The organism is Pseudomonas sp. UMAB-08 (assembly GCF_900095225.1).
GTDB lineage: Bacteria > Pseudomonadota > Gammaproteobacteria > Pseudomonadales > Pseudomonadaceae > Aquipseudomonas.
Genome location: NZ_LT607418.1, coordinates 190,457 through 206,352, shown reverse-complemented (window position 1 = coordinate 206,352; position 15,896 = coordinate 190,457). Strand labels below are relative to the sequence as shown.

Below are 15,896 nucleotides of genomic sequence, written 5' to 3'. Positions count from 1 at the left end.
TGTGGGGGGCGTCAGAGCGCGCCTTCACGCATCAGTCAAATTTTGGCAGGGATGCCTCGCTCTGGATGCGTTGAGTGCGGCCCAGAATCGGTACGCACTCATCTGCATTTCAGGCAGCAATGTTAAAAAATGTTATTTTAAAAAATAACTTCACATAATCCGTTCATTGGTGGATTATCTGTCCAGCCTGTACGACAACCTGAAAACAAGACAAAACAGGATTGCCTCGATGTTCGACAAGGTCCCGACTCACACGCTGAGCGACAGCATCGAGGGCAACGTTTACGGCCTCAATGCCCTGAATGATCTCTACAACGCGGCCCGCCGTCTGTTCCTTGCTGGCGCGGAGCAAGCCGCTGTTTCCTTCTGGAGTACCCCATGAATAACAAAAATGTCGGTGTAATCGGTTTGGGCGCGATGGGCCTGGGCATTGCTCGCTCGCTGTTGCGCAGCGGTTTCAATGTGCACGCCTGTGATGTGCGTGCTTCAGTGACGGAGCAGTTTGCGGGCGAGGGCGGCGTGGCGTGCTCTTCGCCTTCCCACATGGCCGCCGAGTGTGACGTCATCATTACGGTGGTGGTGAACGCGGATCAGACCGAGGCCGTATTGTTTGGCGAAGGGGGAGCCGTGGCCGCGCTGCGTCCTGGCAGTCTGGTGATCGGCTGCGCCACCGTGGCGCCGACTTATGCCGTGGATTTGGGGCAGCGCCTGACTGACAAGGGCCTGCTGTATCTGGATGCACCGATCTCCGGTGGGGCGGCCAAGGCTGCTGCGGGTGAGATGACCATGATGACCTCGGGTCCGGCGGATGCCTATGCCAAGGCCGAAGCGATCCTTCAGGGCATGGCCGGCAAAGTCTACCGGCTGGGTGACGTTCATGGCCTGGGCTCGAAGGTGAAGATTATCAACCAGCTCCTTGCCGGGGTGCATATCGCGGCCTCTGCCGAAGCCATGGCGTTGGGCTTGCGTGAAGGGGTCGATGCCGACGCGCTTTACGAAGTGATCACGCACAGTGCCGGCAACTCCTGGATGTTCGAAAACCGCGTGCCGCACATTCTCAAGGCCGACTACACGCCGCTGTCTGCGGTGGATATTTTCGTCAAGGACCTGGGCTTGGTGCTGGATACCGCGCGGGCCAGCAAATTTCCACTGCCGCTGTCGGCCACCGCTCACCAGATGTTCATGCAGGCTTCCAGCGCGGGCTTTGGTCGTGAGGACGACTCGGCGGTGATCAAGATATTCCCGGGTATCGAGCTGCCGACAGCCAAGCCTGAGCCTGTTTGAGGAACGCACCATGAACACATCCACTGCACGGCCATTGCTGGGCTGCATCGCCGACGACTTCACGGGTGCCACGGACCTTGCCAACATGTTGGTGCGCGGCGGTATGCGCACCGTACAAAGCATCGGTATTCCCAGTGCTGAAGTCACCGCCGGGCTCGACGCCGATGCGATCGTCATTGCCCTGAAATCACGCACCATTCCCGTCGCCGAAGCGGTCGAGCAATCCCTTGCGGCGCTGGCGTGGTTACGTGAGCAAGGCTGCGAGCAGATATTCTTCAAGTACTGCTCGACGTTTGACTCCACCGCAGCTGGCAATATCGGCCAGGTCAGCGAAGCGCTGCTGGCCGCGCTGGACAGCGACTTTACCCTGGCCTGTCCGGCATTCCCGGAAAATGGTCGGACCATTTTTCGCGGTCACTTGTTTGTACAGGATCAGCTGCTCAGCGAGTCCGGCATGCAGCATCACCCGTTGACGCCGATGACCGATGCCAACCTGGTTCGGGTCCTGCAATCGCAGACCAGCCTGAGTGTCGGTCTGTTGCGCTACGACACGGTCTCTCAAGGGGTTGATCAGGTGCGTTCGCGCATCGCCGAATTGCGGGCCCAAGGTATCGGCATGGCAATCGCCGACGCCTTGTCGGATAAGGATTTGTACACCCTGGGTACCGCTTGCGCCGATCTGCGGTTGTTGACCGGCGGCTCGGGATTGGCGTTGGGCTTGCCCGAGAACTTCCGTCGCGCTGGCAAGCTGCGTGACTTCGACGCCTCGAAGCTTCCGGCTGTGTTGGGCGGTGAAGTGGTGTTGGCCGGTAGCGCCTCCGTCGCCACTAATGGGCAAGTCGCAGCCTGGCTCGAAGCCGGTCGGCCGGCCCTGCGGATTGATCCATTGGCCTTGGCCGCAGGCGAACCCGTAGTGTCCCAGGCATTGGCCTTCGCCCGGAACAACGAACAGACGGTATTGATCTACGCCACCAGTTCGCCGGAAGAGGTCAAGGCGGTGCAGCACCAACTGGGTGTCGAGCAGTCTGGCAGTCTGGTTGAGAACACTTTTGGTGAAATTGCGCAGGGCTTGCGCCAGAGCGGCGTGCGCCGCTTTGTGATCGCAGGGGGTGAAACCTCGGGTGCTGTGGTTCAGGCGCTGGGTGTGCAGTTGCTGCAGATCGGCGCGCAGATTGATCCGGGTGTGCCGGCGACTGTCAGCAACACGGATGAGCCTCTGGCCCTGGCACTCAAGTCGGGCAACTTTGGCAGCCGGGATTTCTTCAGCAAAGCTTTGACGCAACTGGCGGGAGGCGCGCAATGAGCAAGGAAAACGCATTGCGCGAAGAAATCTGCGAGGTTGGCCGCAGCCTTTATCAGCGCGGTTACACCGTCGGCAGCGCAGGCAATATCAGCGCCCGTCTGGACGATGGCTGGTTGATAACGCCGACGGATGTCTGTCTGGGGCGCCTCGATCCAGCGACCATCGCCAAGGTCAATTTGGCTGGCGAATGGGTGTCCGGAGACAAACCTTCAAAGACTCTCGCGCTGCATCGCCAGGTCTACGACCGCAACCCGGGCGTCGGTGGCGTGGTGCATACCCACTCCACCCATTTGGTGGCGTTGACGCTGGCGGGTGTCTGGCATCCAGACGACATTTTGCCGCCGTTGACGCCGTATCAGGTCATGAAAGTCGGGCACATTCCGTTGATTGGCTACCAGCGACCGGGCTCACCGAAAGTCGCCGAGCAGGTCGCGCAGCTGGCCAACAGCGTTCGTGGTGTGATGCTCGAACGGCTGGGTCCTGTGGTCTGGGAGAGTTCCGTCTCCAGAGCCAGCTATGCCCTGGAAGAGCTTGAGGAAACTGCCCGGCTCTGGTTGATGAGCAATCCCAAGCCCGAACCGCTGGATCGGGTGGCGCTGGATGAGCTGCGAGAGATTTTTGGTGTGCACTGGTAAAACGCAGATTTAACACGGTAGATCGATAAAGCAGGCCCTGTCCTGGAGACGCGCTGCGAGCCTCGACGACCCTGCTGGCCTGACAAAACAATAACAACAGGAAATCCAAGCATGACTCACCTTCACTGCGGCATTCTCAGACTCAGTGGCAGAACCGTTTCATTCACCCAGCGTGGGGGGCTTCTGAAATGAGCCCGCTATTCCTGATGGTGACCGCCGGGCTAGGGATAGCACTGTTGTTGTTCCTTGTGCTCAAGTACAAGTTTCAGCCCTTTGTGGCTTTGATGCTGGTAAGCATCCTGGTGGCGTTGGTGGCCGGGGTGAAGCCGGCCGATCTGGTCGCCACCATCGAAGGCGGCATGGGCAAGACCCTGGGCCATATCGCGATCATCATTGCTCTGGGTGCGATGATCGGGCGGATCATTGAGCTCTCCGGCGGTGCCGAGGCGTTGGCCAAAACCCTGATCACGCGCTTCGGTAACCGACGTACGCCCCTGGCGCTGACGGTTGCCGGGTTTATGGTCGGGGTGCCGGTGTTCTTCGAAGTCGGCGTAATCATTCTGATGCCGCTGGCCTATGGCGTTGCCCGCACTGCGCGTAAACCGCTGCTGGTGTTCGCGCTGCCGATGTGTGCGGCCTTGCTGACCGTCCACGCCTTCCTGCCGCCACACCCGGGCGCAGTTGCCGCTGCCAGCCAGTTGGGCGCCGACTTGGGTCGGGTGCTGATGTTCGGCCTGCCGTTGACTGCGCTGCTGTGCTACGTCGGTTATCGCGTAGCAGGGCGCATGACCCGTCGGGTGTACCCAATGACCGACGACATTCGTGCCGAAGTGTATGGCCCGCATGTCACCAACGAGGATCTGGTCGCCTGGTCCAATGGCAACGGGAAGAGCACTGAGCGCGCCGCTGTGGCCGCGTCCCACATGGGCCTTGAAGAGTCCACCAGCAGCATTGTTTCCAAACTGCCGCCAGCTCCACCGCCAGGTTTCGGTTTGATTGTCAGTCTGATCCTGCTGCCGATCATTCTGATTCTGCTGGGTACGCTGTCGACTTCGTTGCTCCCGCCCGAGTCGACCCTGCGCAGCATCATGACTGTGCTTGGCGCACCGTTGGTGGCGCTGCTGCTGGACACTTTATTGTGTGCCTGGCTGCTGGGCTCGCGTCGTGGCTGGAGCCGCACTCAGGTGTCCGACGTGATCGGCTCGGCGTTGCCCGGCGTGGCGATGGTGATCTTGATTGCCGGTGCTGGCGGTGTGTTCGGCAAGGTGCTGGTGGACACCGGCATCGGCGCTGTGGTCTCCGATATGTTACGCACGACCGGTCTGCCAGTGCTCGCTCTGGGCTTTCTGCTGACCATGCTGTTGCGTGCGGTCCAGGGGTCGACCACTGTGGCCTTGGTAACTACTGCGGGTATCATCAGCCCACTGATTGCTACCCTCAACCTGACCCCGAACCACATGGCTCTGCTGTGCCTGGCCATGGGTGGTGGCGGGTTGGCAATGTCCCATATCAATGATGCCGGTTACTGGATTTTCACCAAGCTGGCTGGGTTGAACGTGGCTGACGGCCTGCGTACCTGGACCGTACTGACCACATTGCTCGGTACGCTGGGTTTCTGTATTACCTTGCTGATCTGGCCTTTTGTCTAACCCTTTATCCAAGGAGCTACCATGCCTCGTTTTGCTGCCAACCTCAGCATGCTCTACCCGGAACATGAGTTTCTGGATCGCTTCGCCGCCGCAGCCGCCGATGGTTTCGAAGCGGTGGAGTATCTGTTTCCCTACGATCACAGCGCTCAGGAGCTCAAGCAGCGCTTGAGTGACAACGGCCTGGCGCAAGCGTTGTTCAACGCGCCGCCCGGTGATTGGGCGGCCGGCGAGCGGGGCACGGTGTCGTTGCCGGGCCGTGAGAGCGAATTTCGCGGTGGTTTCGATCGCGCACTGGAATACGCCGCGGTGCTGGGTAACTCACGAATTCATGTCATGGCTGGCCTGCTGCCCTCCGAAAGTGACCGGGCTCGGCATCATGCCATTTACCTGGAAAACCTTGCCTACGCGACCGCCCAGGCGGCCAAAGTCGGGGTCACGGTGTTGCTGGAGCCCATTAACACCCGAGACATGCCGGGCTTTTTCCTCAACCGGCAGGATCAGGCGCAAGCCATCTGCAAGGAAGTCGGCGCCAGTAACCTGAAGGTTCAGTTCGACTGCTATCACTGCCAGATCGTCGAGGGCGATTTGGCCAGCAAATTGCGACGGGATTTTAACGGTATTGGCCATATCCAGATCGCGGGCGTGCCGGACCGGCACGAGCCAGACCTGGGAGAGGTTAACTATCCCTATCTGTTCGAGTTGATCGATAAGTTGGGCTATGACGGTTGGGTAGGGTGCGAATACAGGCCGCGTGGCAACACGTCGGCCGGTTTGCAGTGGCTGCGGGACTGGAACGCCCGCTAACGCGCAAAACCCTACACGCCTTCATCAGAAGGCAGCAGCAGTTCAACCCCCTGTTTGCGGATGCTGTCGGCGGCGGCAGGGGTCAGCGCGTCGTCACTGATGATAATGTCGAACTGCTCGATCCCGGCAATCTTGTACATGCTGAAGGTGCCGTACTTCGAGCTGCTGGCCACCAGCACCACTTGCGAGGCCGATTGCATCGCGACTTGCTTGACCTCTACCTTTAGCGCAGAAGGCGTTGTGAGGCCGCGCCGAAAATCCCACGAACTGGTCGATATGAAGGCGATATCGGTGACGATCTGGCGCAACGTGGCCACCGCCAAACCGCCTACGCATGAGTGGTTGGAATGATCCAGCTGTCCGCCGGTATGAATGACGGTGACATGGAGCGCATCCATCAACGCCTGGACAATGCCGAAGTCGTTGGTCACCACGGTCATGCCGGGCAGCGCCTTGATGAACGGGACGATTTCCAGTGTGCTGGTTCCAGCATCCAGGTAAATCGTCATGTCGGGGTGCAGTAACCGCGCGGCCAGTTTTGCCATCGCCTGCTTCTGTGGCAATTCGACGACCGCTTTGAGTTGATGGCTAGGTTCGCTGTGCAGCTGGCTGGCGATCCGCACGCCACCCGTGACCGAGTAAGCACGTCCTTCCTGTTCAAGCAGCGCGATATCGCGGCGTATGGTCATGTGCGAACAGTCGAACATTTCCATCAATTGATGAACGCTCAGCACCTGATGCTTGCGTAACTGCCGTAGCATAAGCTCACGGCGCTGCTCAGGGATCATCGGTGCGCCGCTTTCGGCGGCGATGTCTTTTTGACTAGACATTCGAGCTCCAAAATGAAGAAATCCGCAGAAAAGAAACGCGGAACAAATATAGTAGCGAATCTACGGTCAGGGAACGACACGTTTGACATTCCCCGCGACTGCGCCGGAATGCCAGCCACTCAATGGGCTTTGAATAACTTGCCGCCATCTGTCTTCGCCCGACAGTCTTCCCTGGCGTGGGACGCTCTAAGGTAGAAGTATGAAGCACATTGTCACCGTTTTATCCGCGCTTGCTATCGCTGTCGGCCTCCTGGGTTGTATCAGCGCGCCGGTCGCAATGACGCCACAGACTGAGCAGCGTTTGCACTCACAAGCCCCTATCCGTTTTTTGCTGACCTTTGACGACGGGCCAAGCGCGTCCGGTTTTTTTAATCCGACGCTCTCCGTTCTCGATGATCTTGCCCATAATCCGGTGCAGCCGGGCATCAAGGCAGTGTTTTTTGTGCAGACCCGTGCGGCGCGGGCGGGCGGCAGCGAACTGGGCCGAAAAATCATGCACCGTGAATATGACGAAGGTCACGTGCTGGGCTTCCATACCGCCACGCCGGGGCATACCAATCATCGTTCTCTCAGCCCGGAAGCGCTGGAACAGTCGCTAACAGAAGGCAGTGCGGACATCGCTGCGATCACCGGCGCGCCACCGGCTTTGGTGCGACCGCCATTCTGGAATTACGACAAGCGCACCTTCGCCGCCTATCAGCAGCATGGCATGCACGTTTTGCTGACCGATCTGAGCGCGAATGACGGCAAGATCTGGGGCTACAATTTCAGCCTGCGCAGACGGTCCAGCATGCTGAGGCAATTGTCCGAAGTGCGCGAACGGATTGCTGCAGGTGAGTTACCAGCGGTCGATGGCGCTATTCCGGTGGTCGTCACGTTTCACGACCTCAACCGCTACACCGCTCGGCACGCGCAGGAATACCTACAGATACTGATCGACAGTGCGCGCGAGACGGGTCTGACAACCGCAGCCAAGCCTTTTTACGATGATCGATCAGCGTTGCAGCATGCCGTCATGGCGCGCACCGTCAGGGACAGTTCTGAGCCTGTTCAGTTGCCTGGGTTCTGGAGCTGGTTTTGGGACAGTAATTCGCATTAGTTTCAGGAAGTTATAACGGTTGAAACACGGGGCGCGCGCGATCAGCGCCTACCGCGCAAGATGGCTGCTTTATCAACGGACTGTCGAGAGCTCGCGGGAGCAGAGTGTGGAATTATTTTCCTCCAGCGATTGACATGCTATCCGAACAAGTCCAGAATTGCGTCCATTCCTGATGTGGGAATGCAAAAAAACCTATAGATTTCAAAGAGTTGGAAGCTAGATTAGATTCAAGTTTTCAGCTTATGTGTGTATGCGTTCAATGTCAGCTGTATCGACGTTGTACGTTTGGGGCCGAGTAGCAAAATGGTTATGCTGCGGATTGCAAATCCGCCTACGCCGGTTCGATTCCGACCTCGGCCTCCATCATAAACAAGCTCCGTAGATCCATGATTTACGGAGCTTTTTTATTGGTTTCGCGCGCAATATTTTGTCGTATTGACGGGACCAGTAAACTTGCTTCACAGGGTAGGGGTGTATATATTCCCTGCACATCGCGCTACCGCCCGAATGGCGAAATTGGTAGACGCAAGGGACTTAAAATCCCTCGTTCGTAAGGACGTGCCGGTTCGACCCCGGCTTCGGGCACCATTTAAAATCAAGGGCTTACACGCGATATCGCATGTAGGCCCTTGTTTGTTTTTGGGTCGCAATTATGGCTTTGGGTCGCAATTCATCGGGTAGGGGTGACTTTCTTGCCCTTGCGGATGTACTGCTCGGTCATTGCTCCATGCAGATCCAGCCGGCACAGGGTCACGCCCTCCAGCTAGACCTGATCAAAGGCGTGCAGCGCTGAGGTAATCAGGCCGTACTGCCAAGATAAAAAAACCTTGCCCACGCGGGGTTTTTTATTGCCTGGAGAAAAGTAGGGTCGTGACAGAGACGCACTCTCCCGGACCTTGTGGGACATAGCGCGGGGAAGGGCAAGCAGGAATGATTGTCGTGGCCTGGTCGATCTGCAGTCGAGTGGATATCGACCGGCGCGATCGCCCGTCAGGTTCATCAGCTAAACCGCGCTTACGCTAGATATCCGATCAGGCTTCAAGTGAGGCGCCTCTTGAGCCATATTGAGCCTGGCGCGGGCAATCAGAACGTGAAAACGGGGAGAGGTTGATGTCATCTATAAAAAGTCCAACTGCCATTATGGCGGCTGACGCTCCGAAACGGGCTAAGCCGAGCAGCTACCCTGAACCGTTCGCCTCGCTTATGTCGGGCAGGATCAAGCATCCGCTGGGCGATATTTTCGGTATCAAGAACTTTGGTGTAAACCTGACTCGACTGTCACCGGGGGCGGTATCCGCGCTGCATCATTGCCATTCTCGGCAGGACGAGTTCATCTACGTCCTTGAGGGCGAACCCACGTTATTCACCAATGAGGGTGAAACCAGGCTGCGGCCCGGTATGGTGGCCGGGTTTGCGGCAGGTGCGACGCCGCATCATCTTGAGAATCGCACTGAGTCCGACTGTGTGATTCTGGAGGTGGGGGATCGCGCATCAGGCGATACGGTGAGTTATCCCGATGATGATCTTGAGGTGGCGCTGCAGGCGGACGGCCAGTGGCTGTTTAATCATAAGGATGGCAGCCCGTATTAGGTCATCGCCCTGCCAATGCTTTCGCCAAAAATGGTGCCGTCTTGCTCGTTTTAACATGGGCAACGGTCTCTGGTGTGCCGTGAGCCACTAGCTTGCCGCCTTGGTCGCCCGCACCCGGGCCGATGTCGATGACCCAGTCGCTTTGGGCCACGACGCGCATTTCATGTTCGACGACGATGACCGTATGCCCAGCGTCCACCAGGCTGTTGAGTTGTTTGAGGAGACGATCGACATCGCAAGGGTGTAACCCGGTTGTGGGTTCGTCGAGAACGTAGAGCGTGGCGCCGCGTTGAATGCGTTGCAACTCGGTAGCCAGTTTGATCCTTTGCGCTTCACCGCCTGAAAGCTCGGTTGCCGGCTGGCCAAGTCGCAGATAGCCCAGGCCGATATCGCTCAACACCGATAGTGCGCGCAGCACGCTTGGGTGCTGAGCAAATACCCTGACGGCGTCGTCCACTGTGAGTTGCAGCACTTGTGCGATGTTCAGGTCCTCCCAGGTGACTGCCAATGTTTCCTGGTTATAGCGCGCACCATGGCAGGTTGGGCATGGCGCGTAGACGCTGGGCATGAACAGTAATTCCACACTGACGAAACCTTCTCCTTCGCACGTCGGGCAGCGGCCTTTGGCGACGTTGAAAGAGAACTGACCAGCGTCGTAATTTTTTTCACGTGCCTGTGGCGTTGTCGCGAACAGCTTGCGGACACTGTCGAACAACCCGGTGTAGGTCGCCAGGTTTGAGCGGGGCGTGCGTCCGATAGGTTTTTGGTCGACCTGCACCAGTCGCCGAATGGACTCCAGGCCCGCCGTGACCTGCCCGGTGCTGACGGGCGGTGCATCATCTTCGAGGCTTAATTCTTCTTGTTCTGCGCTAGAAGCGCTGCGCCCTAGGTGTGTCCCGACCAACTCCAGCAACGCCTGGCTAACCAGGCTCGACTTGCCTGATCCGGAAATGCCGGTGACGGCCGTAAAGCAACCCAATGGGAATCGGGCTGAAAGGTTGTTCAGATTATTGCGGGTGATGCCCTTTAGTTGAAGCCAGCCCTTTGCCTCGCGCCTGGTTTGAAGCAGGGGCGAGGGCTCAGCAAATAGATGCAGCCGTGTCTGAGACGCTTTGACATGCGCCAGCCCGGCAGGCGGTCCGCTGTATAACACGCGACCACCATGCTCGCCGGCTGCGGGGCCGACATCGATCAGCCAGTCAGCGCGGCGCATGGTTTCCAGGTCATGTTCCACCACAAACAATGAATTGCCAGCCGCTTTTAGTCGCTGCAACGCGTCGAACAGTGCCTCGCCGTCAGCGGGATGCAAGCCTGCGGAGGGTTCGTCCAGCACATAGATGACGCCGAACAGTTGGGAGCCCAACTGGGTTGCCAGGCGCAGACGCTGCAACTCGCCGGATGAAAGCGTCGGTGTGCTGCGTTCCAGGGCCAAATAGCCGAGGCCCAGGTCGGTCAGGGTGCTGACCCTTGCCAGCAAATCCTGAGCAATACGCTGGGCTGCCAGGCGTTTTTCCACGGACAGGTTGGGCGTGTGCCTGACATCTGGTGCGGCTTGATGCGCCGAGCCTCCGTGAGCGACGCGTTGCTTGCGGGCTTCCTGAGTCTGGACTCGACTCAGGATCGGCTCGCCGCGATCCTTGTCATCGGTCTCGTTATTGATGAAGGAATTTGCGGCAACCGGACGTAATACCTCTGCGAGGCGCAGCAAGGGCATTTGCGATAGTTCGCCAATGTCTAAACCGGCGAAGGTCACCGACAAGGCTTCACGTGTGAGGCGTTTGCCTGAGCATAAGGGACACTGGCTGCCGAGCATGAAGTGCGCGACGCGCTTTTTCATCAGGGCACTTTGCGAGTGGGCAAAGGTGTGCAGAACATAGCGGCGAGCCCCGGTAAAGGTGCCTTGGTAGCTGGGTTCAAGTTTGCGCTTGAGCGCTTGCCTTGTTTCTTGTGGCGTTAGCCCGGCATAAACGGGCGCGGTGGGCTGTTCGTCGGTGAACAGAATCCAGTCCCGCTGTTCCTTAGGCAAATCGCGCCAGGGGATATCGACGTCGTAGCCCAGAGTCACCAGGATGTCGCGCAGATTCTGTCCTTGCCACGCGGTTGGCCAAGCTGCCACGGCGCGCTGACGGATGGTTAGCGCGTCGTCCGGGACCATTGATTGTTCTGTTACCTCGTAGACCCGGCCCAAACCATGGCACTGGGGGCAGGCACCTTGCGGTGTGTTGGGCGAGAAGTCTTCGGCATACAGCATGGGCTGTCCTGCAGGGTAGCTGCCGGCACGCGAATACAGCATTCGGATCAAGCTCGAGAGTGTCGTGACGCTGCCTACGGATGAGCGTGTACTCGGTGTGCCACGTTGTTGCTGCAGGGCGACGGCCGGAGGCAGGCCTTCGATGGAGTCGACATCGGGCACGCCAACTTGATCAATCAGACGCCGTGCATAAGGCGCGACCGATTCGAAGTACCGCCGCTGCGCTTCCGCGTACAGCGTGGAGAACGCCAGCGAAGATTTGCCTGATCCTGACACGCCGGTAAACACCACCAACGCATCACGTGGGATATCGACATCCACGTTTTGTAAGTTGTGTTCCCGGGCGCCACGCACTCTGACGAAGCCTGAACTGTTCACCAAGAGAGCCGAGAGCTTTTGATTGTCAGGTGTGTTGCGCTGCGAGGTCATGATCAAGCCTTATAAGAAGTGCCGACGACTGAAGATGCATTTTACTGTCGTATTTTCATTGATGCGTTACAGGTCGTGGTTTGTCTATAGGGCAACTAAAAGCAATCCAAACGACTGCCATGCAATTCGAATGAATGGTTGCGCTTATTGTGGGCTGTATCGCAAGGACGCTGTTCCGACCAATCGTCGCTTTTGGTGGATCGCAAGCATTCAAATCCCCGATTTTTTTTGAGAAACTTTAGGGGTCAATAACACAATGGTAGTCAGGCCAATGAGTGAGATAGGCTTCAGGATCAGGCAAGAACGCAAACGGTTAGGGTATTCGCAGCGGGAAATGGGGCTTCTTGGCGGCGTTGCTGTAAACGCGCAGGGCAAGTATGAAAGCGGCGAGCGTGTGCCGAAGGCCGATTATCTGGTCGCCCTGGCGAGCGTAGGTGTCGATGTTTTGTATGTTCTGACTAACAAGCGCAGCTCAGGTGTAACTGCCGAAAACGCCTTGAACAAAATAACGCACGCCGAGCCGCCTGACGCGTTGTTCGTCGAAGTTCAGCACGCGGTCCGTCACTTCCTGCTGAAGATTGAAGAGTTGTCGACCACCTACCAAGTCAACGGTAAAGCCACTCAACCCTACGTGTGCGCTACGCCAACACCGCTACCGACTTGATCTGTGCCCATAGATGCTGGCCGGGGTACAGGCGCAGTTGATCGCGGGAGTAACGGGTAATCCGCGCGAGCAATGGCGTGCCGGCCGCGTCGAGTCGGACCAGTACGTGCGCCCTGTTGTCGGCAGCGATTTCGCTGATGACGGTCACAGGCAAGCGGTTGAGAATGCTGCTTTGCTCATCGGGCTGCAGGTTCAGGCTCACGTCCCGGGCTTGCACCTTAAAACGCAGGGTCTTGCCGACCGACAGGGGTGAATGTGCGACACGAACTTTCAGGTCGCTGCCAGGCAGGTGCAACGTCAGCAATTGATAGTGGGGGTCATAAGCGCTGACGACGCCTTCGACCACTACGCCGGCATCGTCGCCGGTCGCCATCGGCAGGTCGAGACGTGCCAAGGTTTCACCGATGGGGCCACTGGCCAAGGCTTTGCCCTCGCTTAACACGACAATGTGATCGGACAGCCGCGCAACTTCGTCCTGAGAGTGGCTGACATAGAGCATGGGGATTTCCAGCTCATCGTGAAGGCGCTCCAGATACGGCAGGATTTCGCTCTTGCGTTGGGTGTCCAGCGCCGCCAGAGGTTCGTCGAGTAATAACAAGCGTGGGCTGGTCAGCAGGGCGCGAGCGATGCCGACACGTTGTCGCTCGCCGCCGGAGAGGTTGTCGGTGTGGCGCTCGAGCAGGTGATCGATACCCAGCAATGTGCTGGCTTGATCCAGTTGCACCTTGCGCTGACTGCTCGCAATACGCCGCAGTCCGAATTCCAGGTTGCCCCTTACCGACAGATGCGGGAAGAGACTGGCCTCCTGAAACACATACCCCAGCGCACGTTTATGTGGCGGGAGGAAAATGCCTCGGTCGTTGTCCTGCCAGACTTCACCATTAATCTGAATGAAGCCCTGTCGCGCTTTCTCCAGCCCGGCGATACAGCGCAAGCAGGTTGTTTTTCCTGAGCCGGAGTGGCCATACAGCGCCGTCACACCATGGCCTGGCAATGCGAGGTCGACATCCAGCTCAAAACCGGGATAGGCCACTTGCAGGCGCACCTGTATCTGCGAGGTCATCTGCTCAACTCCAGCTTGCTTTGGTTTTGCCGCTTGAGTACAGCGCCAGTAGAACCAGGAAAGAAAAAACCAACATAGCCCCGGCCAGCCAATGCGCTTGCAGGTATTCCATCGACTCGACGTGGTCGTAGATCTGCACGGAAACCACGCGGGTTTTTTCCGGGATATTGCCACCGATCATCAGCACCACGCCAAACTCGCCCACGGTATGGGCAAACCCGAGAATGGCGCCCGTGATAAAGCCGGGGCGAGCCAGTGGCAACATCACACTGAAGAAGGTGTCCCACGGGCCGGCGCGCAGGGTGGCCGCGACCTCCAGGGGTCGCTTGCCAATGGCAGCGAAGGCGTTTTGCAGTGGCTGTACGACAAAGGGCATCGAGTAGATGACGGAGCCGATCACCAGGCCGGGGAAGCTGAAGGTCAGCGTTCCAAGCCCGATACTCTGGGTGAAGTGTCCGACCATGCCGTTAGGCCCCATCGCCAGCAGCAGGTAGAAGCCAATGACCGTTGGCGGCAGCACCAGCGGCAGAGCGACCACCGCAGCCACCGGCCCCTTGAGCCACGAACGAGTGTGCGCCAGCCATAGGGCGATGGGCGTGCCGATCAGGATCAGGATGACCGTGGTCAATGACGCCAGTTTCAGCGTCAGCCAGATGGCCGCAATATCGTCGCTGTTCAGTGGCATTTAAAGCTGATAGCCGAACGACTTGATCACTGCGGCCGCTTTTGGCCCCTTCAGGTATTCAACCAGCGCCTTGGCGGCAGCGTTGTCCTTGCCTTTATTAAGGATGACGGCGTATTGTTTGATCGGATCATGCAGATTGGCTGGCACTATCCACGCCGAACCACTGGTGATCTGACCGTCCTTGTAGATCTGCGACAAAGCAACAAAACCCAGTTCAGCATTGCCAGTAGAGACGAACTGATACGCCTGAGTAATGTTCTGGCCTGTCACGATTTTGTCTTTGGTTGCGTCGGTGAGGTTGAGCTTGCTGAGCACTTGGGTCGCGGCAAGGCCATAAGGTGCTGTTTTCGCATCGGCGATGGATAAATGCTGATACTGGTTGGCCTTGAGAACGGCGCCTTTGTCGTCGACATAACCTTCTTTGGCAGACCATAAGGCCAAGGTGCCGATGGCATAGGTGAAACGAGAGCCGGGGACAGTATCGCCTTCTTTTTCCAGCTTGGCCGGGGTGGCGTCATCGGCAGAGAGGAGTACCTCGAACGGTGCGCCATTTTTGATCTGGCTATAGAACTGGCCTGTCGCACCGTAGGCCGCAATCAGTTTATGCCCCGTGTCTTTCTCGAAATCCTTGGCGATGGCCTGGATCGGTGCGGTGAAGTTGGCAGCAACGGCCACGTGTACTTCATCGGCGAACGCTGCGCTCATGGTCAGCAGGGTACTGACAGCTGTCAGGGTTTTGAGGATGACGCCAAGGTGTCCAGTGCGCATACAAAGCTTCCGTAGTCTTTGTGGGTGGGGCGGGTGACTGCCTGGCAGCTGCCGCTATATAGCAGAGTATATAGCGGCTGATCATCTCAGTGCCCGGTCAATTTTTCCAACGCTTGAGTGGCCAGTAGACGGGTCAATACGCCTGCCGACAATTCATGCTTCAGCCCGACTGCCTGACCGGCCCAGAGGTTCATGAAGTCGCCGCTGCCTTGCGGTTCGGACTTGGCGCGCAGGGGCATCAACGCGCCGCCGGCCAAGGGGAACGCGGGTGCGTCATCACTGATCGGGCCCCGTTCGCGCATGATCCGGTTGACGATGCCCCGGGCTGGTCTGCCGGTGAAAATGTTGGTCAATGCCGTCTGGCTTCCCTTGGCGCTACGCAGCGCCTGGTAGTGCGGTGTCGTCACCTTGGCTTCCGGGCAGAAGAGATAGACCGTGCCCAGTTGGACCGCCGATGCTCCCAGCGCGAATGCCGCGACAATACCGCGCGCATCGCCAATGCCACCCGCTGCAATCACTGGCACGCTGACGGCGTCTACTACCTGCGGCACCAACGCCAGGGTTCCGATCTGAGTGTAGAGGTCCTTACTGAGGAACATCCCTCGATGACCTCCGGCTTCGTAGCCCATGGCGATGATCGCGTCACAGCCGTTTTGCTCCAGCCAGACAGCCTCCTCGACGGTGGTAGCAGAGGAAATGACCTTGGCTCCGGTAGCTTTGACCCGATCCAGCAACGCTTGATCTGGCAAGCCGAAATGAAAGCTGACGATCTCGGGCTTCAGCGCTTCAATCAGCGTGCAACTGGCGTCATCGAAGGGCGCACGTGCGGACACCGGCGTGGG

15 protein-coding genes and 2 tRNA genes are annotated in these 15,896 nt (G+C 58.4%); 11 read left to right on the top strand and 6 right to left on the bottom strand.

All coding sequences use genetic code 11. From position 1 onward, the window contains the following. Positions 1-229 precede the first annotated feature (229 nt). The 6 genes from K0F75_RS10805 to otnI all read left to right on the top strand — a co-directional run bounded on the left by K0F75_RS10805 (position 230) and on the right by otnI (position 5,675). A complete protein-coding gene (locus K0F75_RS10805) occupies positions 230-382 on the top strand; it encodes a hypothetical protein (RefSeq protein WP_219061850.1) in 153 nt (50 codons plus the stop codon). Continuing rightward, positions 379-1,284, top strand: a complete 906-nt coding sequence (gene ltnD / locus K0F75_RS10800) for an L-threonate dehydrogenase (RefSeq protein ID WP_219061849.1) — start codon at positions 379-381, stop codon at positions 1,282-1,284. The genes K0F75_RS10805 and ltnD overlap by 4 nt, the downstream gene beginning before the upstream one ends. A 10-nt stretch (positions 1,285-1,294) precedes the next feature. After that, on the top strand, positions 1,295-2,587 hold the full coding sequence (gene otnK / locus K0F75_RS10795) for a 3-oxo-tetronate kinase (protein WP_219061848.1): 1,293 nt from the start codon (positions 1,295-1,297) through the stop codon (positions 2,585-2,587). Continuing rightward, complete coding sequence (locus tag K0F75_RS10790) at positions 2,584-3,222, top strand: aldolase (RefSeq protein ID WP_219061847.1); 639 nt, start codon at positions 2,584-2,586, stop codon at positions 3,220-3,222. The genes otnK and K0F75_RS10790 overlap by 4 nt, the downstream gene beginning before the upstream one ends. A 188-nt stretch (positions 3,223-3,410) precedes the next feature. Continuing rightward, complete coding sequence (locus K0F75_RS10785) at positions 3,411-4,871, top strand: SLC13 family permease (protein ID WP_219061846.1); 1,461 nt, start codon at positions 3,411-3,413, stop codon at positions 4,869-4,871. A 21-nt stretch (positions 4,872-4,892) separates the two neighbouring features. Further along, positions 4,893-5,675, top strand: coding sequence for a 2-oxo-tetronate isomerase (gene otnI / locus K0F75_RS10780; protein ID WP_219061845.1), 783 nt, complete (start codon positions 4,893-4,895; stop codon positions 5,673-5,675). An 11-nt stretch (positions 5,676-5,686) separates the two neighbouring features. Here the strand turns inward: otnI and K0F75_RS10775 are convergent, their stop codons facing one another. After that, positions 5,687-6,505: a DeoR/GlpR family DNA-binding transcription regulator gene (locus K0F75_RS10775; RefSeq protein ID WP_219061844.1), complete on the bottom strand. Its 819-nt coding sequence runs from the start codon at positions 6,503-6,505 to the stop codon at positions 5,687-5,689. A gap of 199 nt (positions 6,506-6,704) precedes the next feature. Here K0F75_RS10775 and K0F75_RS10770 point away from each other — a divergent pair, with 199 nt between their 5' ends. The 4 genes from K0F75_RS10770 to K0F75_RS10755 all read left to right on the top strand — a co-directional run bounded on the left by K0F75_RS10770 (position 6,705) and on the right by K0F75_RS10755 (position 9,194). Further along, positions 6,705-7,604, top strand: a complete 900-nt coding sequence (locus K0F75_RS10770) for a polysaccharide deacetylase family protein (RefSeq protein ID WP_219061843.1) — start codon at positions 6,705-6,707, stop codon at positions 7,602-7,604. A gap of 289 nt (positions 7,605-7,893) precedes the next feature. Continuing rightward, positions 7,894-7,967 (top strand) — tRNA-Cys (locus K0F75_RS10765). Positions 7,968-8,105: 138 nt separating this feature from the next. Continuing rightward, a tRNA-Leu gene (locus K0F75_RS10760) sits at positions 8,106-8,192 on the top strand. 522 nt (positions 8,193-8,714) lie between these two features. Continuing rightward, positions 8,715-9,194, top strand: a complete 480-nt coding sequence (locus K0F75_RS10755) for a cupin domain-containing protein (RefSeq protein WP_219061842.1) — start codon at positions 8,715-8,717, stop codon at positions 9,192-9,194. A 1-nt stretch (position 9,195) separates the two neighbouring features. Here the strand turns inward: K0F75_RS10755 and K0F75_RS10750 are convergent, their stop codons facing one another. Beyond that, positions 9,196-11,874, bottom strand: a complete 2,679-nt coding sequence (locus K0F75_RS10750; protein WP_219061841.1) for an excinuclease ABC subunit UvrA — start codon at positions 11,872-11,874, stop codon at positions 9,196-9,198. A gap of 271 nt (positions 11,875-12,145) precedes the next feature. Here K0F75_RS10750 and K0F75_RS10745 point away from each other — a divergent pair, with 271 nt between their 5' ends. Continuing rightward, positions 12,146-12,538: a helix-turn-helix domain-containing protein gene (locus tag K0F75_RS10745; protein WP_219061840.1), complete on the top strand. Its 393-nt coding sequence runs from the start codon at positions 12,146-12,148 to the stop codon at positions 12,536-12,538. Here K0F75_RS10745 and modC read toward each other — a convergent pair. The 4 genes from modC to K0F75_RS10725 all read right to left on the bottom strand — a co-directional run. Continuing rightward, entirely contained in the window at positions 12,513-13,601 is a 1,089-nt protein-coding gene (gene modC, locus K0F75_RS10740) for a molybdenum ABC transporter ATP-binding protein (RefSeq protein WP_219061839.1), read from the bottom strand. The two genes, K0F75_RS10745 and modC, sit on opposite strands and share 26 nt — an antisense overlap. Before the next feature lie 4 nt (positions 13,602-13,605). Then, positions 13,606-14,286 carry a molybdate ABC transporter permease subunit gene (gene modB / locus K0F75_RS10735; RefSeq protein ID WP_219061838.1) on the bottom strand — a complete coding sequence of 227 codons (681 nt, stop codon included), beginning with the start codon at positions 14,284-14,286 and terminating at the stop codon, positions 13,606-13,608. Next, on the bottom strand, positions 14,287-14,991 hold the full coding sequence (gene modA / locus K0F75_RS10730) for a molybdate ABC transporter substrate-binding protein (protein ID WP_257604337.1): 705 nt from the start codon (positions 14,989-14,991) through the stop codon (positions 14,287-14,289). A gap of 149 nt (positions 14,992-15,140) precedes the next feature. Beyond that, positions 15,141-15,896: nitronate monooxygenase family protein (locus tag K0F75_RS10725; RefSeq protein ID WP_257604312.1), on the bottom strand; the 756-nt coding region annotated here is incomplete at its 5' end.